The organism is Microcoleus sp. Pol12B5, from assembly GCF_036701335.1.
Taxonomy (GTDB): Bacteria; Cyanobacteriota; Cyanobacteriia; order Cyanobacteriales; family Microcoleaceae; genus Microcoleus.
In genome coordinates, this window is sequence record NZ_JAUBQQ010000001.1 from 39,773 (window position 1) to 61,916 (window position 22,144).

16 protein-coding genes are annotated in these 22,144 nt (G+C 49.7%); 3 read left to right on the plus strand and 13 right to left on the minus strand.

All coding sequences use genetic code 11. The features are described 5' to 3' along the window. Positions 1-6,164 (plus strand): calcium-binding protein (locus tag QUA24_RS00135; RefSeq protein WP_333226270.1); only part of this gene is annotated, 6,164 nt, incomplete at its 5' end. Between the two features lie 237 nt (positions 6,165-6,401). On the opposite strand, the gene QUA24_RS00140 is transcribed toward QUA24_RS00135, so the two are convergent. From QUA24_RS00140 to cobU, 11 genes are all read right to left on the minus strand, one after another. After that, positions 6,402-7,592: a GIY-YIG nuclease family protein gene (locus QUA24_RS00140; protein ID WP_333226272.1), complete on the minus strand. Its 1,191-nt coding sequence runs from the start codon at positions 7,590-7,592 to the stop codon at positions 6,402-6,404. Then, the gene (locus QUA24_RS00145) at positions 7,585-9,660 is read right to left on the minus strand and encodes a DEAD/DEAH box helicase (protein ID WP_333226274.1); all 2,076 of its coding nucleotides are present in this window, start codon (positions 9,658-9,660) and stop codon (positions 7,585-7,587) included. The genes QUA24_RS00140 and QUA24_RS00145 overlap by 8 nt, the downstream gene beginning before the upstream one ends. Positions 9,661-9,685: 25 nt before the next feature. Then, positions 9,686-10,093, minus strand: coding sequence for a PIN domain-containing protein (locus QUA24_RS00150; RefSeq protein ID WP_333226276.1), 408 nt, complete (start codon positions 10,091-10,093; stop codon positions 9,686-9,688). Between the two features lie 8 nt (positions 10,094-10,101). Next, positions 10,102-10,335, minus strand: coding sequence for a DUF2281 domain-containing protein (locus QUA24_RS00155; RefSeq protein WP_333226278.1), 234 nt, complete (start codon positions 10,333-10,335; stop codon positions 10,102-10,104). A gap of 48 nt (positions 10,336-10,383) precedes the next feature. Then, complete coding sequence (locus QUA24_RS00160; protein ID WP_333226280.1) at positions 10,384-10,599, minus strand: hypothetical protein; 216 nt, start codon at positions 10,597-10,599, stop codon at positions 10,384-10,386. 156 nt (positions 10,600-10,755) lie between these two features. Next, positions 10,756-11,211: a type II toxin-antitoxin system death-on-curing family toxin gene (locus tag QUA24_RS00165; protein WP_333226282.1), complete on the minus strand. Its 456-nt coding sequence runs from the start codon at positions 11,209-11,211 to the stop codon at positions 10,756-10,758. Between the two features lie 3 nt (positions 11,212-11,214). Then, entirely contained in the window at positions 11,215-12,234 is a 1,020-nt protein-coding gene (locus tag QUA24_RS00170) for a DNA-binding protein (protein ID WP_333226284.1), read from the minus strand. Then, positions 12,231-15,044 (minus strand): DNA methyltransferase, encoded by a 2,814-nt coding sequence (locus QUA24_RS00175; protein WP_333226286.1) that lies wholly within the window; start codon positions 15,042-15,044, stop codon positions 12,231-12,233. The genes QUA24_RS00170 and QUA24_RS00175 overlap by 4 nt, the downstream gene beginning before the upstream one ends. A gap of 439 nt (positions 15,045-15,483) precedes the next feature. Beyond that, on the minus strand, positions 15,484-17,553 hold the full coding sequence (locus QUA24_RS00180) for an AarF/ABC1/UbiB kinase family protein (RefSeq protein ID WP_333226288.1): 2,070 nt from the start codon (positions 17,551-17,553) through the stop codon (positions 15,484-15,486). Between the two features lie 77 nt (positions 17,554-17,630). Further along, positions 17,631-18,053, minus strand: coding sequence for a hypothetical protein (locus QUA24_RS00185; protein WP_333226290.1), 423 nt, complete (start codon positions 18,051-18,053; stop codon positions 17,631-17,633). Between the two features lie 276 nt (positions 18,054-18,329). Beyond that, positions 18,330-18,905 (minus strand): bifunctional adenosylcobinamide kinase/adenosylcobinamide-phosphate guanylyltransferase, encoded by a 576-nt coding sequence (cobU, locus tag QUA24_RS00190; RefSeq protein ID WP_333226291.1) that lies wholly within the window; start codon positions 18,903-18,905, stop codon positions 18,330-18,332. Between the two features lie 207 nt (positions 18,906-19,112). On the opposite strand from cobU, the gene QUA24_RS00195 reads away from it, so the two are divergent. Continuing rightward, entirely contained in the window at positions 19,113-20,084 is a 972-nt protein-coding gene (locus QUA24_RS00195; protein ID WP_333226293.1) for a glycosyltransferase family 2 protein, read from the plus strand. A 1-nt stretch (position 20,085) separates the two neighbouring features. On the opposite strand, the gene QUA24_RS00200 is transcribed toward QUA24_RS00195, so the two are convergent. Next, positions 20,086-20,298 carry a hypothetical protein gene (locus QUA24_RS00200; RefSeq protein WP_223300923.1) on the minus strand — a complete coding sequence of 71 codons (213 nt, stop codon included), beginning with the start codon at positions 20,296-20,298 and terminating at the stop codon, positions 20,086-20,088. Between QUA24_RS00200 and QUA24_RS00205 the strand changes: the two genes are divergently transcribed. Then, positions 20,225-21,142, plus strand: a complete 918-nt coding sequence (locus QUA24_RS00205; protein WP_333226607.1) for a glycosyltransferase family 2 protein — start codon at positions 20,225-20,227, stop codon at positions 21,140-21,142. The genes QUA24_RS00200 and QUA24_RS00205 overlap by 74 nt on opposite strands. Positions 21,143-21,602: 460 nt before the next feature. Here QUA24_RS00205 and QUA24_RS00210 read toward each other — a convergent pair. Beyond that, positions 21,603-22,144, minus strand: a 542-nt coding sequence (locus QUA24_RS00210) for a tetratricopeptide repeat protein (RefSeq protein ID WP_333226295.1), incomplete at its 5' end; no start/stop codon positions are given.

The window sequence follows — 22,144 nt, forward strand, 5'->3', positions numbered from 1 at the left end:
TCTACGGAGGCACCGAAAATGATTCCTTGTACGGCGGTGATGGTGAAGACGAACTGCGTGGCGAACAAGGTTCTGATGAACTTCGCGGAGAAAACGGCAATGACACTCTCTACGGTGGTGTAGATAACGACTTCCTCTACGGCGGGGATGGTGAAGATGAACTGCGTGGCGAACAAGGTGCCGATGAACTACGAGGAGAAAACGGCAATGACACTCTCTACGGAGGCACCGAAAATGATTCCTTGTACGGCGGTGATGGTGAAGACGAACTGCGTGGCGAACAAGGTTCTGATAACCTCCGAGGAGAAAACGGCAATGACACTCTCTACGGTGGTGTAGATAATGATTTCCTCTACGGTGGCGATGGCGAAGACGAACTTCGCGGCGAACAAGGTGCCGATGACCTCCGAGGAGAAAATGGCAACGACACCCTCTACGGTGGCACCGAAAATGATTCCTTGTACGGTGGCGATGGTGAAGACAAACTCTACGGCGAAGAAGGAGACGATGACTTAAAAGGAGAAGAAAACAACGATTCTCTTTACGGCGGAACTGGCAAAGATAGCCTCAATGGTGGCACAGGAAATGACGATTTGCGAGGCGAACAAGGCGATGATTTGCTAAAAGGAGAAGCCGGAAACGACACTTTATATGGTGGCGACGACAAAGACCAACTTTATGGTGGATTAAATGCCGACTTACTCTACGGGCAAGCTGGCAACGACCAACTTTTTGGTGAAGAAGGCGACGACATCCTAGACGGTGGTAGCGACAACGATATCCTCATTGGAGGTACCGGCGATGACAAACTCTACGGCCAAACTGGCAACGACATCATCCAAGGCAACGAAGGCGAAGACTACGCCGAAGGTGGCAGCGGCCGCGACTTCATCCAAGGCAACGAAGGCAACGACATCCTCTACGGACAAGACGGCAGCGACACCATCGAAGGCAACGCAGACGATGACTTCATTGATGGTGGCAACGGCCAAGACTTGCTTTCCGGCAATACCGGAGATGACAGAATTTACGGACAAGCTGGCAACGACATCATCCAAGGCAACGAAAATAATGACTGGCTAGAAGGTGGCGACGGCCAAGACATCATTGATGGCGGGGCCGACGACGATGATATTTACGGACAAGCAGGGGAAGACAACCTTTTCGGCAGTCAAGGCCAAGATTACATCGATGGTGGCGACGGCAAAGATACCCTGTTTGGCGGCTTCGATGACGACGTACTTTTAGGCCAAGCGGGCGATGATACTCTCAACGGCAACGCAGGCAATGACGAATTATTTGGCGGTACTGGCAATGACTCCTTAATCGGAGAAATCGGCGATGATTTAATTGATGGGGGAGAAGGAGTCGATCTCGTTAATTACATAAATTCTCCCAGTGGCGTTATCGTTAATATTGACGAAAATAGCGACTACGACAACAACACCAACCAACGTTTCAAAGAATTCGTCACCGCAGTTAATCCCAGCGAATATTACACGGAACTCGAACGGGATTTTGAAATTGCCGCTGGTACCGGTAAAGACGGTTTTGGCACTACCGATGCTTTGAGAAACTTAGAAGACATCATCGGTACTCGCTTTGAAGACATCCTAATTGGCAACGAAAAAGATAACCGAATTTGGGCATTAGAAGGCAACGATTTATTAATTGGCAATGCCGGCAATGACTCATTTTACGGCGGAGAAGGCATCGACATTCTCAGCTACCGCCGCGACCCCAACGGCGTTACTGTCAATTTACAAACAGGCGATGCTACCGACGGTTGGGGCGACCAAGACAAAATTTCCGGCATTGAAAACGTCGCCGGTTCTACTCATAACGACGATATTACCGGCGACGATACCGTTAACGTTATCACTGGCGATGCTGGGGACGATCGCATTGATGGACTCGGTGGCGACGACAAACTCTACGGCGAATTCGGCAACGACCTAATCTACGGCGGCGAAGGCGGCGACAGCATCTACGGCAACCAAGACGAAGACACTCTTTACGGTGAAGCCGGTCAAGACTACATCCGAGGTGGCGATGCCGACGACTTAATCTACGCCGGTAGCGATGACGACACCGTTGCCGGAGACGCTGGCTACGGCAACGACACCATTTTTGGCGAAACAGGCAAAGACTTACTCTACGGCGGCGCTGGCGACGATTTTGTGTACGGCGGCGAAGACAAAGACATCATCTACGGCGAAGGCGAAAACGACAAACTCTACGGAGAAGGAGACACCGACTTAATCTACGGCGGCATCGGCGACGACGAACTCTCCGGCGGCGACGAAAAAGACACCCTCATCGGCGAAGCCGGCAACGACACTCTCGCAGGCGATGCAGGCGACGACACCCTAGACGCCGGAACAGGCAACGACTACCTCTACGGCGGTACCGGCAAAGACACCCTAAATGCCGGCCTCGGCAACGACCAACTTTACGGCGGCGACGATGCCGACATTCTCCTAGGCAAAGAAGGCGACGACAACCTGTTTGGCGAAGCGGGCGACGACACCCTCGATGCAGCAGAAGGCAACGACAACCTCTACGGTGGCGACGGCAAAGACATTCTCGATGCTGGAATCGGCAACGACCAACTTTGGGGTGGTCAAGACGATGACACGTTATACGCCAAAGCAGGCGACGACAACTTGTTTGGCGAAGGTGGCAACGACTCACTCAACGCAGCAGAAGGCAACGACAGTCTCTACGGTGGAGACGGCAAAGACATTCTTGATGCCGGAGTTGGCAACGACTTTCTCTGGGGTGGTCAAGACGACGATACTTTATCAGCCCAAGCTGGCGATGACTACCTGTTTGGCGAAGGCGGCAACGACAGTCTCGATGCAGCCGAAGGCAACGATTCCCTTTACGGCGATAGTGGCAAAGACTTTCTCAATGCTGGCGCAGGCAACGATTACCTCTGGGGTGGTCAAGACGACGACACTTTATCAGCCCAAGCTGGCGACGACTACCTCTACGGCGAAAACGGCGATGACATCCTCGATGCTGGCGAAGGCAACGATTCCCTCTACGGCGCTAGTGGCAAAGACATTTTAGATGCCGGAAGTGGCAATGACTATCTGTGGGGAGGTCAAGGCGATGACACTTTATCAGCCAAAGCCGGCGATGACAACTTGTTTGGGGAATCTGGCAATGACATCCTTGATGCAGCAGAAGGCAACGATTCCCTCTACGGTGGCGACGGCAAAGACACCTTGTTCGGTCAAGCTGGCAACGACTTATTGCAAGGCGGTTTCGGCGACGACTCACTCTTAGCAGGCGACGGTAACGATACCCTTCTCGGTCAAGCTGACAGCGACACTCTGTACGGCTTCGGTGGCGATGACATCCTGGAAGGCAACTCAGGAACAGACCGACTTTTTGGGGAACTCGGCAACGACTTCCTCAACGGCGGTACTGAAAACGATACCCTCGAAGGCGGCGACGGTAACGACATTCTCGACGGTGGTGATAATAACGACAGTCTGTTCGGACAAGTCAGTGATGATACGGTTATCGGCAACCGGGGCGATGACATTGTTGACGGCGGTTCCGGCAATGATTTGCTTGAGGGGAATCAAGGGCGCGATCGAATTTACGGTCAATCCGGCCTCGATACCCTGTTCGGTGGCGACGATAGCGACACCCTTTGGGGAGGGGATGACAGCGACAACTTGCTGGGAGAATCCGGCAGCGATACCCTGTTCGGCGGTTTCGGCAACGACCAACTCGACGGCGGCGAAAATAACGACAGCCTCTACGGGGAAGGTGGCGATGATACCCTAGCTGGCGGAACAGAGGACGATTTTGTAGATGGCGGTACCGAAAACGATACTCTCTCTGGCAATGACGGCAGTGACAAATTATACGGTCGCCAAGGCAACGACTTCTTAGAAGGCAATGCCGATAACGACCAACTGTGGGGTGGAGATAACGAGGATACGCTGTTAGGACAAACCGGAGATGACATTCTGCGGGGTGAATCCGGCAATGACAGCCTTGATGGTGGCGAAGGGGCCGATCGACTTTTCGGTCAAATCGGCAAAGATACCCTCTCCGGTAACAATGGCGACGACTACTTAGAAGGTGGCGCAGACGACGATAGCATGAGTGGAGGTGCAGGGCGCGATCGCATTTACGGAAATGACGGCAACGACATCGCCGACGGCAACAGCGGCGACGACTACATCGACGGCGGGGCGAACAACGATACTTTAGCAGGGGGAGAAGGGCGCGATCGAATTTTCGGTCAATCTGGCAACGACAGCCTCGAAGGCAACGACGACAAAGACTTCCTCGATGGCGGTACTGGCAGCGACACCCTGTGGGGCAACGACGGCGACGACGAACTCTACGGCCGAGAAGACCAAGATTTCATTGATGGCGGCCGTGGCAACGACCAAATCTACGGCGGAGATGCAGCCGACACCCTCCTCGGACAAGTCGGAAACGACAACATCGACGGCGGTTCTGGCGCAGACTCGATTCTCGGCGGCGACGGCAACGACAACATTTGGGCTCAAGCCGGCAACGACTCGATTTTTGCCGGCGCCGGCAACGACAACATTTGGGGCGACGAAGACAACGACCTGATTTTTGGAGAAGCAGGCGAAGACAAAATCGACGGCGGTTCCGGCTACGACACCATCGACGGCGGCGCCGGCAACGACCAACTGTTCGGCGGTACGGGCAACGACCAATTATTAGGAGGTGCCGGCAACGACAAAATTGACGGCAGCATCGACGACGACAAACTCTTCGGAGGTGCCGGCAACGACTTGATGTTTGGCAGTCAGGGGCAAGACACGATGCTAGGCGAAGTCGGAGAAGACACCCTCTACGGTGGCGACGAAACCGACTTGATGGACGGCGGCGCCAGTAACGACATGGTTTTCGGCGACTCCGGCGATGACACCCTCACAGGCGATTCCGGCGACGACACCCTCACAGGTGGTGGTGGCAACGACTGGATGGGCGGTGGTAACGGCGACGACTTAATGTTCGGTGAATGCGACGACGACACCATGCTGGGAGGTGCCGGTAAGGACACCCTTGACGGCGGTTGTGGCAACGATTTGCTAACCGGGGAAGCTGGCAGCGACAACCTGTTGGGTAATGAAGGCGATGACAGTCTTGATGGCGGCAGCAGCAATGACACCCTTGATGGCGGTAATGGCAACGACTTCTTAAATGGTGGCAGCGGCAACGATAGCCTTAACGGTAACGATGGCGATGACAGCGTTTACGGCGGTGAAGGCAACAACCTACTCAAGGGCGGCAACGGCTTAGATACGCTGATTGGAGGCAGCAGTTCCGACATATTTGTGCTAGCACCAAGTTCGGGACTTGATAACATTGTTTACTTCCAGGTCGATCGCGATTACTTCGGACTAACACAAGACCTCACTTTTGACCAATTGCAAATCGTTCAAGGCGGTGAAAATTATACTAACGATGCTTTGATTAGCATCGCAGGCACCGGCGAACACTTAGCTTGGGTAAAAGATACTCAATTTAGTGCGATCGACAGTTCTCGGTTTATTTCAATCACCCCCGGAGCCCCGCTGCCTGGAGTTTTCAATACTCCCTCGGATACCGATCTTTTAACCGGCGAACCTGTTGATAGTGACGATGTTCTAAGTGCGATCGACAGCGGTTCTGATACTAGCTTGTCCAGCACGATTACTGAACCAATTAGTCAGCCAAACAGCACGATTACTGCACTAATTGACCAGTCAAGTAGCACGATTACTGCATCAATTGACCAGTCAAATAGCACGATTAATACTCTAGAAAGTGCCAGCCAGCCACTGGTGACAACAGCTACTAATCCAGCTATTTCAATAGCAACTGATGGCACATCTACCACCGATGACATCTTGCTGAATGGCGGTTCAATTCCAACACTGAATAGCTTTAGTGGCATCGATGATGACATTCTCATCTACGACTCTAACAGCTTGTTAACATCTCTAACCAACGCTCAAACTCAGCCAATTATTCCTTTGACAGCGACGAGTGTTGGTAGTGCGATCGCTCCTACTGCTAATCCTTCTGGTCAGGAAGCTGACCTCTTACTCAATGCGAATCCGAGTCCCATTCAGCTACCAACAAGTAGCGATTTAAGTGGCACTTCTACCTTGTAGTAATTGTAGGTTTGCTTGAGGGCGATCGAATAGATAAAAACCAGGTTTCTTCAAGAAACCTGGTTTTTTCCAGTTTAGGCGGTTTGTAATACCAAATCCGGGTTATATCGTTGACCGTTGCCTGGTCATGATTTAACCGCAGAGAACACAGAGAACACAGAGGACACAGAGGGAGAGAAGAGAGATATCAATAATTATGCTACGGGATTTGATATTAGCTATTGTTGCGATCGAGCCTTACGATCGCGTGAGACTTGCTGTTTCCCGATCGTACCGGAATTGATCGAGGGTTCCTTCCTTGATTTTTTCGATCGCCTCTTCAATGGCTTCTAGTGGAACGAAGAACCACTCCCTTGGCTGCACTGGTATACCGAAGCGATCCTGTAATTCCAAATCCAATCGAGCGCTGGCGAAGAACTTCTGAAGGAGTGCCTCAAGTCGCTTCCGGTTCATATTTGCCAGTTTGAATTTTGCGACGATTTCCACATCTGCTAGCAGATAGGTGGGGTCTTTCTTGGCGTTGGCAATTCGGCTTTTTACGTCTCCTCCGGTGACGCCGATCTTGTGAATAATAAACCGATTCTCCACAATGAAGGGATGATCCGATTGGCTCCTGAGCACGTAAATGTACCCAGTTGGTAAGTCGTCTGCTGCTTCAATATGGGAAAATAGGGGGCCGAAATCTGGGGTGGTGATGCGGCGGCTGGCCTTGTCTTTATTTAAAGCACGCTGGAGCGATCGCAACAGCAAATCGCTCTCGGTGGCATTGTCATAAACCACCCTCAGCCGGCAGTCCGATCGACCATAGTCGCTGACAAACGGCTCACCCATATCGACCACCATCACCTTCTGCCCATCAAGGATGAACAAATCACCTTCCTTGACGGCCGCATAGTCTTGATATTTGATGGTTTGCCGTTCCCCCGACTGCAATTGCCGTTGCACTTTGTCAAAGATGGGTTTGAATTCATCAAAGTCCTGACAGGGAGTACGTTGGGCGATTTCCTCCGCTGCTTTGATTTCGCTGCGCGATCGCACATGAGTAAGCTGGGTAACGTCGTTCTCTGAGGCTGCATCGACTCCCAGGGAGGTTAGCAGTGCTTCATCTGTCAGATCGCGAACTGTGCTCAGGCTGGCATCAGTCTCAGCATCTAACAGTCCGCGTGAGTCTAGCGGTTCCAAGACGGTGCGACATTCCTCCGATTCTCGCAGGCGATCGAGCCGTACTGCATAAAGCCGCTCGAAGATATCGCGATCTTCCCCATGCTGGGGCAGTCTGCCATATTCTTCCACAAACCGCTCGATCTCCTCAAAGCCTGCGATGATCCGCTCTTCTCTGGCAGAACGCTGGCCGGAGGGTTCGGGGGTCATGTCCATGCCCAATTCACCGAGCAATTCCAAATCATCATCGGTGGTGTACTTAGGCATTAGTTTCCTCCTTCACTTTGCGTTGCAGGAAGGCAACTCCTTCTGCCATCCGTTTTTCCCAGGGATCGACTGCTGTGAGAGAGGGCAACCTGCCTTTTTCTTGCTTGAACCGCAGCGCCCGTTTGGCTAATTCCCGCGCTTCTTCCACGCTAAGGGTTACTCGCTTAGCCGCAATCACTTCTGCCACCTGTCGCAGTCGTTCTTCGCTCATGGACTTAGCTAAGATGGCGTAGGCTTCCCCAAAGGGATTGATGCGATCGATCAGATCCATATCGAGGTCTGTTACCGATAGGGCGAACTTCCTCACCCCATCGAGGAGTGAGGTGTTTTTCGCTGCTTCCCCACCACCAGGATTTGTGGCGTACGGCCCACCACTTTCGTTCATGGTTTTTTTAGCTTGCTGGACAAGGGTTAGGGCGGCGATCGCGTGTTGGCGGACGGCTTCTCGATCTTCCGCTTCTAGATTTGGGAACTTCTCTTTGACGATTTTGCCCATGCGAACTTGGGTTAGTTCTTCTGGCACCAGTTCTTCATCAAATAGGCCGCGCTCGATCGCGGGCTTATCTTGGACAAATGCCGTCACCAGTTCGGTCAAGTCTTCGCGGCAGATGCGTTCGGCTTCCGGGCTCTTGGGTTCGGCTAATCCCTTAATTTCCATTTGAATCAGGCCTCTCTCTGGATTGATGCCCACGTTGCACTTGCCAGGATTGTAACCATCTTCCCCGTAGTCGAAGCCCGGTGTTGGTTGATTGTCGGGGCGCTTGGGTTTGAACTCGAAGCGTGGCGCGAGCACTTGCTCCATCAGTAGGCTGGCTGCAATGGCTTTGAGCGTGTCGTTCACCGCCTCAGTGACGGCAGATTCGGCGGCATCCGGCTCAGCAATCAAGTTGGTGAACCGAGCGCGGGTTTTCCCTGGTGCATCGCGGGTGGCACGACCGATAATCTGAATAATCTCTGTCAAACTGGAGCGGTAGCCGATCGTCAGAGCGTGCTCGCACCAGATCCAATCAAAACCTTCTTTCGCCATGCCGAGGGCGATAATGATGTCCACACGATCGCGATTGTTCTTATGGGTGGGGTCTTTTAGGGCGGTGGCGACTTTATCCCGTTTGGTGGGGTCGTCGTCTACTAGATCGGCAATCTTGAGGATCGTGCCGTCGGCGGTTTTGACGAGTTGAAATCCCGTACTCGGATCGGTGCCTTGCCATTCGCCCAGTTCCTCGATGATGTGCTCCACCTCGCGGATCTTGTCCTTCGTACTTTCGCGGGAGTTGACGTTGGGAATGTGCAGGATGGTTTTCTCTTTCGGGTTTAGCACCTGCACGATCTCGTCGGTGTAGCTACCCGCGTAGAAGTAGTAGCCAATGTCGAGTTGCTTCAGGTATTGGTAGCCGTTGAGCTGTTCGTAGTAGGTGTAGGTGACGGTATCGAATCGGGATTCGTCTTCGGGGTGCAAGACGGCTTCGGCATCGCCGCGAAAGTAGGAGCCGGTCATGGCTATGATGTGGGTTTTGTCGCGGGCCATGAGTTGGCGCACACGATCGCCCAGCTTGTTGTCTGGGTTGGACGAAACATGGTGAAATTCGTCTATGGCGATTAGGCGATCGTCTAAGACTTCGATACCGAATTTGTCCACGGCAAAGCGGAATGTGGCGTGAGTGCAGACCAGAATCTTGGAACCGCTGGCTAGAAACTTCTGCACCGCGCCCACTTTGCCACCGTCGTTTCCCGGTGCGTCGCAGAGATTCCACTTCGGTTCAACTTGCCAATCGGCCCAAAAGCCAAACTGACTCAGCGGCTCATCGTGGAAGCTGGAGCCGATCGCCTTTTCTGGCACGACGATGATGGCTTGTTTGAGATTCTGGTTCTCTAGTTTGTCCAGGGCGATGAACATCAATGCGCGACTTTTGCCGGAGGCGGGGGGCGATTTGATCAGGAGATATTGTTCGCCGCGCTTTTGGTAGGCGCGTTCTTGCATGGGGCGCATACCGAGGGCGTTGGGGCGGGTGGAGGTGCCATCCTGGGCGTAGGTGACGGAAACTGAGGGAATCGCGATCGGCTTGCTCATCGGAATTTTTTTAGATATTTTTCTGCTAGAGCTGGTTTAAGAGTTCTGTGGGGGAATAAATGGGGAGGTTGCTACCAATGAAGTCTTTCCGATCGCGGGTGACGATTCCATCGAGTCGATTGAGGGTCGCGCAGGCGAGTTGGATGCTGTCTTCAAAGTCTTTCAGACCAAGGCTGAGAGAAGTTTCGACGGTCTGGCGATCGACAGCACAAAATCGGAGTCCAGTTAGTAGCCGATGAATGGCAGCAAGGGCGACTTCACGACCTTCGGTTTTACGGATGATGTAGAAAATATTGGTGATGGTGGTTGCGGCGATATAGCCTTCTAAGTTGCCCCGTTCAATTTGCTCGAAGAGGGCGCTCGCGGTTTCGACAAAGGGTTCCCGTTCCAGGATTAGGTCTAGGACGATGTTGGTATCAATGAGAATTTTCACGGGATGGCTTACTGGTATTTTTGGGTGAGATAGTCGGTATATTCTGCTTGTAAATCATCCTCGTTTGGGGCTGAACCGGGACGTTTGGCGATGCCCCGGAGTCCGGTGAGAGTGCCGGGGGGGATAGTTTGACGGGGGGAGAGTTTTTTTTGGTGGAGAAATTCGGCGAAGTTGAGGACTTCGTTGATTTGGCTTTCTGGGAGAGTTTGGATAAGCTGGTAGAGTTTTTCGGCGGCTGTCATGATTTTTTGGGGATGGATGAATTTTTACTTTTATTATGGCTGAAGGGTCTAGGGCTTAGTTTTACCTTTAGCAGGCTTTTTGGGGGGGCGTTTGTTGGGGGTCATTTTGGTGTATGGATCGAGGAGATTTTCGAGGCGTTCGGTGTCGTTTTGAAGCGGCGATCGATCTAGATGCGATCGAGCAGCGACTTCTTTGGGGTAGGGTGGTCTGCGCGGAGGTTGGGGGGCATGGTTTCGGGGTGACTCCCATTTGCTTTTAAGCACTTAAATCCTTCATTTAACTGGTTCCCAAGCTCTGCCTGGGAACCGATGTAAGCGAGGCTCTGCCTCGGCCCAGACTATGGAGGCAGAGCCTCCGGATATGCGTTACCAGGCAGAGCCTGGTAACGAGTATAATCATTTAGGATTGCTCTAGCTAAGCTAACCATTAGAATCAATATCGCCCATGACAGCAAGCGCTAACTTAAACTTAAGTTCTTCACTGAAATCTTCCTCGAAAATAAAAGACTCAATCAGTTCACCTAAAAACTCTTTAGAAATTTTTCCTTCTGCTATCCAGACGGCGATATTTTCCATTTCTAGGACAAACTTTCTTACCACAAAATCGTAACCATTGAGCTTTAGAAAATAAGCTCCCAATGCAATACTAGAGCGTTTATTTCCGTCATAAAAAGCATGAAACTTGTTGACAGCAAAAACTAGGTGAGTTAATTTGTGGTGAATCTCAGGATAATAGAGATCGTTTTGAATATGTTCTAATGCGCTCTCTAGTAGACTCGGATTATTAGACCCCGAAAAGCCGCCTGAGTTTTCGATAATCCAATCATGCAGCTCGATCGCATAGTGAATGTCAAAGTAAAAAAAAGCTGCTGCCATAACTTACCGATCCTTCAATCGCTTAAATACAGCCAAAAGAGCCGGATCGGAAAGTTGCTCTTCTAAAGAACGGCTGGTTTCTCCTAAAAATTTCTCAAAGTCGCTCTCTGGAACACTTTGGATATAGGCTTCTAATTTTTGATGCAGAGCATCCCGAAACCCTAAATCACGACTGGCCATTTTGATGCGGGCATCTTCAATAATGGGTTTTAGGTAGGGGTTTTCCTCTGCCGATTCAAATAGCGAATCAACCTCTTTTTGTTTCAGCTTTCGTCCCACCTTTTCTGACTCGGCTTTCAATTCTGCTGCCAAACCATTCTCTAGACTGGCAATGGCGATGAGAACTTCGGCATACATGGTATCACGGGGGCAATCTTTTTTGCCCAAGCTTAGGATCTGTTTATATTCTTCCGCCTTCTCTCGGAAAACAATCTGATACACTTTGTTGGTGTAAATGCCATACTTAAACTTGCCCATGTCCAGGTAATTATCAAGGGCATCGGTAAAGGTTTTACGATAGCTAATTTCCTGATACACCGCAGGTAAGTAATTGTTATCTCTTTGGTTAATATATTTGGTATGTCCGCCTGCCCTTTCTGCCATTACGTCAATGACGATATCTAAGATGCGCGATCGAATTGCACGGGCCCGATCGCTCTCTACCAGCACCATCGCTAGATTGAGGGTTGCCCGAAAGGTGAACACACCTAATGTCGGGGTTTTGTTACCGTAATCAGTTACGGAGACATCCAGCAAAGCCTTGAAATCTCGAAGTTTCTGGCCTCGTAGCACCCTATAGCCATTAGTCTTCAGCTCATCGTTGTGACTGGATAGATACTTTTCAATTGTACTTTCGCTGATACCGAAGATTTCAATCAGTTGTTGTTTGGTAAATAGCAGTTCTTCTTCATAGTAAGTGCCTCCTAATCCTAAGTATTCTTCTATTTTTTCTAGCGCATAGCGATTGTTGAGGATATTTTGGCGATCGCGTGGCGATGAAGTTAAATCTTTTGCCATCATCATTTTTCTCCTTTGGTTTTACGTTTGGCAGACTTGTTGAGGGGCGCTGGCTGACTGGTCATTTTTGTGTACAATTCAAACAGTTTTTCGAGGCGTTCGGTGTCGTTTTTGAAGCGACGACCAATGTAGATTCGTTCCAGGATTTCGTCATTACGATCGTGCGCTTCCCTAACCAGAGGGAATTCGGTATCCATACGATCGCGATCGTACATTTCGGCGATCGTGGCTGGGAAATAGTGCTCTCGCGCTAGCAGGATATCTTCGGCGCAGCGGGTGAGGTCGGCTTTGTTTTGATCGGTGAGGGTGGGGACGGGGAAGGTGTTCCAGCCGAGGGTGTTGGAGTAGCGAAAGTCGGTTTTTAGTTTGCCGCAGACGGTGGCGATCCAGACCAGGTGAAGGCGGGAGGCGATCAGCGCCATATTCCAAAGCGGAGCATCGTAGAGAGCGAAGGCACTCCCATAAACAATTGTTGGTTTTTTCAGGAGTGCAACTGGTAGATAATCACGATTTTCAGAAGAGTGAATAGGTAAAGCAATTGCATACTCTTCTTCACCTGTTTGTCGTATTTCACCAAAACGATGTGGTGTTTCAGCGGCTCGTCTAGTTGCTTCTTTTTTGCTTTCTAACCGCATTTTTCTGACGGCTTCAATTCTTCTTGAAATAGACGAAATTTCACAAGATCGAGTGAGATCATTTTTCCCAATCCATATGCAATAACGTTGCAGACCTCTGATCACCTCAGCAGACCCCAAGAAGGGTCGGATAAATTCATTTTCCTGATCTCTACTTAGACCAAGGCTTTGCTTTTCCTCTAAACTAAGCAAGAGATAGCCACCATCAATAGGATAGTTCCCTTTCACCATTTCCGATAAACTGTTTAACCTTTTTTGTGATGGGGAGAGATGGACGTACTGCCCCGGTGCAAGATATGGATTGATAGATGATACTACCTGCTCTTTTACTACGCCTTCACGATCAACCGAAAAAAGTTTACGTTTTTCCTGAATGCAATTCGATAGACCAACAATTATTACAGTCACCCCGGCATTGTAACTGGCGAGGTTAGCCCACTTAAAGCTTGTATGAGCAAAGGATATTTCTATACCCCTCTCAAATAAAATAGGCCACAAAAGTGGAACTTGCTGACCTTGACAAAGAGAATTCGTGGTTACAAACGCAGTTACTGTCTGAGTTGACAGACTATATTCTGCTGCCTTAAAAAACCACCCCGCCACATAATCAAGAGCTTTCCAATTAGATAGTTTTCCGTTAAAAATCTGATGCAAGTCATCTTTGTGATGGCGTTCTTGCTCTCGGCTACCTAAATAGGGCGGATTTCCGCAGATATAGGTTTCTCCCCCCTCGTTCTCAAAATCAATCTCCGCCACTTCCCGCGTCTCGCCAAACAAATCCAAATCCTCGCGCTGCACCTTCACCCCCGCGCCCGTCGGCGGACAAAGACTCAACCAATCCAACCGCAACGCATTCCCACAGGTAATCCAGTTATCATCCTTCAGCGGCAAAAACTCCGCCAGCGCCAGCTTTGGCCCTCGATACATCACATCACATTGATACTCGGCAATAATCAACGCCAACCGCGCAATCTCACAGGAAAAGTGACGCAATTCAATTCCCCGAAAATTCGTCAGCGGAATCTCAGACTTGCGATCGCCCTCACCCCGAAGACGATTAATCTCCCACTCAATCTCGCGCATTTTCTTATACGCAATCACCAGAAAATTCCCCGATCCACAAGCCGGATCGAAAACCCGAATTCGCGCTATCCGTTGCCGCAAATTCAGCAGCTTGCGGGCATTCTCCCCCGCTGCCTCCAATTGCTCCCGCAAATCATCCAAAAACAGCGGATTCAATACTTTGAGGATGTTGGGTACACTCGTATAGTGCATCCCCAACGCCCCCCGCTCCTCATCATCCGCCACCGCCTGAATCATCGAGCCGAAAATATCGGGATTAATCTTTGTCCAGTCGAGATTGCCAACATGAAGCAGGTACGATCGGGCAATCTTGCTAAAACGCGGCACCGCCACCCCGCCCGAAAACAGCCCTCCATTCACATAGGGGAATCCATCTGCCCAATTCCGAATCTTCGCCGCCTCCCGATCCTTAAGCGGCGTACACATCGCCCGAAACATCTCCGACAGCACCTCGTGCGTATTCGACGAATCACTCGCACTCATTTGTTCGATGGTGGCAGTGAAGAGGGCATTGCTGTGAAAGATATTCGTATCCTCCGCAAAGAAACAGAAGATTAGTCGCGCCATGAAGTGATTTAACGCTTCCCGGCGATCGGCCTTGTCCCACTCCGGGTTCTCCTTCAGCAACTCGACATACAGGCGGTTGAGGCGCCCCGTAGCCTTGATATCAAAGGCATTCTCACGGATCTGCTTGACTGTCGTAATGCCCGCCAAGGGCAGAAAAAAACCGAAATGGTTGTGAAAGTCCGGGTAATCGCAAGCGACTATCTCCCCATCAGCGAGGTTTTCCGCCTCAAAACTTTTGCCATCGGTGGCCAGGATAAACTTAACCTTATACCGAGCCGTCGCGGCACTATCCCGCAACGCCGTGAGGGTGTTTGTCACCTCGCCTTCCGGGCAAACCTTCACATGGATATTGTTACGCTGGAGCACGCCACCGAGATCCGATTGGTTTGAGCCACCGCTTTTGCTTTTGAGCCGCTTGAGAGTCGTCGGCTTGTTACCAAAGGCTTCGAGGAAGGCAAAGGGGAACTCTTCCGAGTCAAAGGGCGCTTCAGCCAGCCTGGAAACTGCTTCTTCGATTTCGATTGCATTCATACTTCGACCATAGGTAGCTCAGGGGCGGTAGCTCAGAGGTTCCATTATCGCCTGTTAACGCAATTTTGGATTTTACCTGATTTGTCGATCGATCTTCTGAGTTCAATCGACACCACCAATGATTAACTCTGCGATGTAGAAATGCCCAGAAAATCTCTGGGAACCCAATGTCTATTAATATCATGTGCGATCAATTAATTATAATATGCCGATCGGGCGGGTTTTTGAGATTGTCAATTATTGGCAGATATTCTTGGTGAGGGGAACCCTACAAAAATCGAGGTCGATCGATCGGACATGATATAATTCCGATGCTACCAGAAACGATATTACCAGCCGCTACAACATTAGCTTAATTAAAAGAACGCAGACGAAATTTCATCTGCGTTCATCTGTGTTTATCTGCTAATATCTGCGGTCAAAAAACATCCCAATCCCACTACTTCGCCGCAGGCAAAGACAACTGAGGCGAAGTTTTAGGAGAGCTTCCATTCACGGGAATCGCCTCCGGTTCCTGCGAAAGCAAAAACTCACGAATAACCCTAGCAACTGCTCTTTGAGCTAAACCGCCGACTACTTTCTGGCCCATGTTCTGCACTTCCGGTTTCACCAACAACTGCGGAAGTAGCTGCAATACTTTCATCGTGTCAAAACCGGGAGTTGATTGCAAAATATCCCAAATCCGCTTGATGTGTTCTAAGTTTTTTTGTTCAGTTTGTGAAACCACAGGTTGATTTGCCTTGACTCCAAACCATTCGCCGACGACTGCTTTGGCGTTAGCAACAGCATTGCTGGAAAGTGTGTCCAGACTTTTGACTAATTCGAGGACAATACGATCGCGAATAAAATCTCCTCTTTGGGAAAATAAATATTCTAAAGCTTGGTTCAAGAGTTTGCTGACATCATAATCCTCGCTCTCGCGGGCATTGTTGAGCAAGTTTTCTAAGCGGTTCCAGCGGAATTCGCCTTGTTTGAACAGCAAATCTTGCAGGGATGCTCTCAATTCCGGTGCGGGGTCGCTCAACAGCCGTTTTGCAACGTAAGGATAGGCTTTGCTCAACACTTTGAATTCTGGATCGACATTAATGGCAATCCCTTCTAACGTAACGAGCGATCGAATAATCAAAGCATAGTAAGCTGGAACTCGGAAAGGATATTCGTACATTACCGCCGAGAGTTCGTCAGTAATGCTTTTGAAATTGAGTTCGGCAACGCTAGCACCCAAAGCATTGTTAAATACCCCCGCCAAAGCTGGAATAATTGGCGTTAAATCGGTGTCGGGAGTTAAAAACTCTAACTTGACATAATCTTTTGCTAAACCTTCAAAGTCGCGGTTCACCAAATGCACTACCGCTTCCAACAAGCCGTACCGTTGATAAGGTTTAACTTCGCTCATCATCCCGAAATCGAGATAAGCCAACTGACCGTCAGGAGTTGCCAAAAGATTGCCGGGATGGGGGTCGGCGTGAAAGAAACCGTGTTCGAGAAGTTGTCTGAGAGAGCACTGCACCCCCACTTCAATTAAGTAAGGAGCATCTATTCCTTGAGCTTTAACGGCCTCTAAATTCGTAAGTTTGATGCCGGTGATCCACTCCATTGTTAAGACGCGGCGGCGGGTATATTCCCAGTAGATGCTGGGAACATAAATGTCTTTGATGTGACCGTAGAGTTGGGCAAACCGTTCGGCATTTTGACCTTCGTGGGTGTAGTCCATTTCTTCGTAAATGCGCTCGCCCAACTCGTCCATAATGGCTGCGAGGTCACTGCGAATTATTTTGAAGTTGTTTTGTGCCCAAACTGCAAGACGCCGGAGGATGTAGATATCTAAGCCGATGTTTTCGGCTAAACCTGGTCGCTGGACTTTGATTGCGACTGTTTCTCCGGTTTTGAGTTTGCCTTTGTAGACTTGTCCGAGAGATGCTGCGGCGATCGGATCGGGGGTGATTTCTGCGTAGATGTCTTTGGGGTGGGCGCCCAATTCTTCTTGAATGAATTGATATGCTACTTCGTTGGGAAATGCTGGCAATTGGTCTTGCAGCGTTGTTAGTTCTTCTAAATATACTGGCGGTACTAAGTCGGGGCGTGTTGAGAGTGCTTGTCCGATTTTGATGAAAGCTGGGCCGAGTTGGCCGAGAATTTCCCGCAGTCGGACGGCGCGACGCTTTTCGTTGGTGGCGGTACGACCTGTTTTGCCGTCGAACCACACACTGAAGGCAAAGCTAAAAAATGTCCAAACAACGCTCGACAGCCTTCCCCAAACTTGTAGGGGTCGATTTCGGTACAGGGCTGCGATCGCCACTGGATCGTACCGAACAGCATCTCCGGCCAACTCGAAAGCTATGTCTCTGGCTGATTTGAGCCGATCGTCCGTTACGACATCCGTCTCTAATGATACTGGTACTGCTGGCAGGGGAATTGTATTTGCATCTTGGAGATTGCCGAGTACAGCCTGAGTCCCTGAATTTACATAAGTTTGCGGGGAGGCTGGCGATACTGTCTTGACATTCATAAATCAGACCTAGTGTGAAGCATTGTAAATATATTGTAACAATTTAAGGAAGAAGACCCTTCTTCCTTCTTATATACTTAGTCGCCGCTGGATCTTTGGAGTCGATCGCGAAGGCCTGATAGTTGCGATTGGCTGCTGACGGGCGATCGAGGTTGGGGCATTTCGGTATCGGGCCAGTTCGGTAAGTCGTTACAGGGACAGAACTCCGGGGGCATTCCGGTTTGTTTGAACACTACGGGCATAGCGCAGCGCGCGCAGGGACTGATTTCCCAAGCTGGCGTCAGCAGTTGGGCAATTGTTTCGTTTGTGCCTTCGAGGTAACAGTCTCCGCTGTCGCGGGAGATGATTTTTTGCCAGCAGTCTTCAAATTCCTGGCTGTAGCGATCGCCCGCATTTACCGATTGGGGCAGCAGCGCTTCGGAACCGTTGCGAATTAATACTTTTTTGCCTAACTGAAACCAGTAAGCAATATATTTTCTTACTTCACTATCTGATGCCATAACTTTTAGTCTACCCTTAAACTAATTGATTATTTTAGATTTTAATGGGAAATTCTCACTCTTTCTTAAGAGACACTTTATCTTTTACATATTTTCCCAATTTGGCTATTCCTCATGTCAAATTATTCTGCGCTTCGCCCTAGGGAGTATGTTTTTTGACTAATTTATGTGACTCTTGAGTTGTCAATCTTAGTTAAAATTATACCTAAGTTTCAGTTAAAATTGTCCATCGGGAAACCGATATTTTTTCTCCCTTGTCGATCGTGACTCCGGCTGTTAATTTTCCGCTACGGGCGGCAGCGGGGTACCCAGAGCTCTTAGATCCAAAGCGTAGCCTCCGGTGGCGAGATAAACAGTATCGGCGATCGCCCCGATGTGGCGCACCAGAGTACCGAGGCGATCGCGAAACAGCCGCCCCGCCGGATAAGCAGGCACAACGCCCCATCCGGTTTCTTCCCCTACCAAAATTACATCAGCCGCCGCCGACTTCAAACAGGCTAGCAAATCTTGCTGCGTAGTCGCCCAAACAGCAGCTTCTTGTTCCAAAAGATTTGCCGTCCAAGTTCCCAGGGAATCAATCAACAAGCAATCTGACGGCTTGCCTGCTTGCACAACTGCCGATAATTCGATCGGCACTTCTAGAGTTGCCCAATCAACTGGACGGCGATTTCGGTGCTGATCGAGGCGACGAAGCCACTCCAAATCGGCTTCATCAACCTGGCCGGTAGCCACATAGATTACTTGTTTTCCCGAACCCGCCGCCAGAGTTTCGGCCCATTCACTTTTGCCGCTTCGGGCCGGTCCAGTTACTAAGATTAATTGTCTAGATGTGGTGGGTTCTGAGTTAGTCATTAGTCATTAGTCAGCATTCATTAGTCAGCAGTCACATACCAAGGATTAAACACAATTATCCATTACCAATTACCAATTACCCATTACCCATTACCCATTATGATTTAAACGGCCAACTACCAAATGCTTTTTAAGCGATAATAGCATTGATGAGACAATATCAGAGTAAGTCGATCGAGAACCCCCGTATTTCCCAAGCTGTTATTTATGCCAGATCATCCTCAGATCTCAGCGATTATTTGCACCCACAATCGCGCCGCCTATTTAGGTGGGGCGATCGACAGCTTGCTGGTACAGGATTTTCCCGACAACTTTGAAGTAGTGGTAGTGGATAACGCTTCTAGCGATTATGCAAGCCCCGAAAGTTCGACCTCGCGCACCCGCGAGGTGGTAGAAGCAAGACAGGGCGATCGGCGCCTCAAGTACGTCTGGGAACCCGAAATCGGTCTGTCAGTAGCCCGGAACACAGGCGCTAAGCAAGCTCGCAGTGAAATATTAGCTTATCTCGACGACGACGCTATTGCTGAGCCGAATTGGCTCAGGGTGCTGCACGCGGCTTATCAAAGCAATCAAAAACTCGCCGTAGCTGGTGGCAAAGTCAATTTGCTCTGGCCTTCGGGAGTCAGCCCGCCCGAATGGCTGTCACCCGGATTGGCCCAGAACTTGGGAGCATATGATTTAGGCGATACTTGCCTGTACGTGACTGCTCCCGGTTTGACTCCCAGGGGAGTAAACTACTCAATCCGGCGCGCTTTTCTCGAACAAATTGGCGGCTTCGATGTCAAACTCGGTAGAGTCGGCAAAAAGTTGCTGTCAAATGAAGAGTTGCGGGCCACAGAATTAGCTTTAGAGTTAGGTTGGCAAGTAGTTTATCTACCTGATGCCCTGGTGCTTCACCATGTCGCGACAGAAAGGCTCAACAAAGCTTGGTTTCTAGAGCGCGGGTGGTGGCAAGGCATCAGCGAGTGTTATCGCGAACAATTGTCCGATCGAGCCGGTATTGCTCAGCTTGGGCGGGGGGGTGAAAGAATCTTGAGGGGTGTCTGGAAGTCTTTTAAATATATTAGAGATCCAGGGCTGCGCTTTGAAAATTTCGTTTTTGCCTGGGGTCAAATCGGTTATTTGAGCGCAGCCATCCGCGGCCTGATTTTTGCACCGAAATCGACCAGCAGGCATTAGGCTATAGGCAATATCCCTCGCTGCTCAAGTCGTCGGCGCGGCTGTGCCGATCGCATTTCATCCACCAAAACTCGACCGCATTCAGGTTCAAGCACTCGATTATGACATCTAGTTCATCCAAGATTCCGGTTTCAGTTCTCATTCCGGCAAAAGACGAAGAACTTAATCTACCAGCGTGTCTGGCCAGCATTGCTAGGGCGGATGAAGTTTTCATGGTTGACTCCCAAAGTAGCGATCGCACGGTAGAAATTGCCATCAGCACCGGCGCAAAAGTAGTGCAATTCTACTTCGACAACCGCTGGCCGAAAAAGAAAAATTGGTCTTTGGACAATCTGCCCTTTCGCAACGAATGGGTATTAATTGTCGATTGCGACGAGCGCATTCCCCCAGAACTTTGGGACGAAATCGCGCAGGCGATCGAAGACCCCAATTTTGACGGCTACTACCTCAACCGCAAAGTCTTCTTTTTAGGCCAGTGGCTGCGTTACGGCGGCAGATATCCCGACTGGAATTTGCGTTTGTTCAAGCATCAAAAAGGACGTTACGAAAATCTCGGCACTGAATCCGTCCCCAATACTGGCGACAACGAAGTTCACGAACACGTGATTTTAGCTGGTCAAGTCGGCTACTTAAAAAATGACATGATCCACGAGGATTACCGCGATTTATTTCACTGGATAGAACGGCATAACCGCTATTCTAATTGGGAAGCTCGCGTTTATTACAATATTATTGAAGGGCGCGACGACAGCGGCACTATTGGCGCTCACTTATTTGGAGATGCTGTGCAGCGGAAACGCTTTCTTAAAAAAGTTTGGGTGCGGCTGCCGTTTAAACCCATGCTCAGATTTATTTTATTTTACTTCATTCAGCTCGGCTTTTTGGATGGAAAAGCTGGCTATATTTATGCAAGGTTATTGAGTCAATATGAGTATCAAATTAATGCAAAACTTTACGAGCTGCGTTGTTGTGGCGGTCAGTTGAATGTGGCAGAACCAGAGCCGCCTCTGTCGCCAGCAGTAGTTATTACTCAGGAGACCGAAGTTAAATTGCCGTGAGAATATCTGTTATTCAGCGTGGACGAAAGTTTGTGTAGCCGGAGTTTCAACCGCCTGGTTTATGCACAAAAGAAGTAAAATTTATGGCAAAATAAGAATTACTCATTTAATCGATCGCCCTTATCCCAATGGCTATCCTTTGGCATTTACCAAGGAATACCATTAACAGGGGTACTTATTTACATCAGCACGAAAAAACTGGACAATTGTTGTCAGGATTGCTAAAGACCGATCGCAGTAAAGCCAGCCCAGTAATGAGGTTCAGCAAAGGAAAACGGCTTGCGATTCAGTGTGCCATTCAGAGGAGATTGATTGCGAGTTCGTTCGTTTGGGGGCACTTACTAAAATGTTTGATCGATTTCGGGTTTGAGGTCTTGTAAGACGGCTTCCAGCTTCTCTGAGGTCAGATTCCGCAGCCATTGTTGTGCCTCATTGAGAGCAGTAACGGTTGACAAAGTTTTTATGTTTTCATAGAACCGAATCCGTTGATTCTTTTACGGTAGGCTTCTCCCAGATTATGTTGCGTTATTGCCCAATCTTGGGGAAAAGCTTCACGGGTGTAAACTTCGAGGGCGGCGGTGTAAAATGCGATCGCCAGTTCGATATTCTCTGCTTTGTCTCCTCTGATTCTGTTACGGTAGGCATTTGCCAGATTATTTTGCGTCATAGCCCAATCTTCGGGAAAGGCTTCGCGGGTGTAGACGGATAATGCAGCAGTGAAAGATGCGATCGCCATTTCGATATTCTCTGCTTTCTCTCCCCTAATTCTGTTATAGTAGGCTGCTGCCAGATTATTTTGCGTCATAGCCCAATCTTCGGGAAAGGCTTCGCGGGTGTAGACGGATAATGCAGCAGTGAAAGATGCGATCGCCATTTCGATATTCTCTGCTTTCTCTCCCCTGATTCTTTTATAGTAGGCTGCTGCCAAATTATTTTGCGTCATAGCCCAATTTTCAGGAAAATTATCGCGGGTGTAGACGGTTAATGCAGCAGTGTAAGATG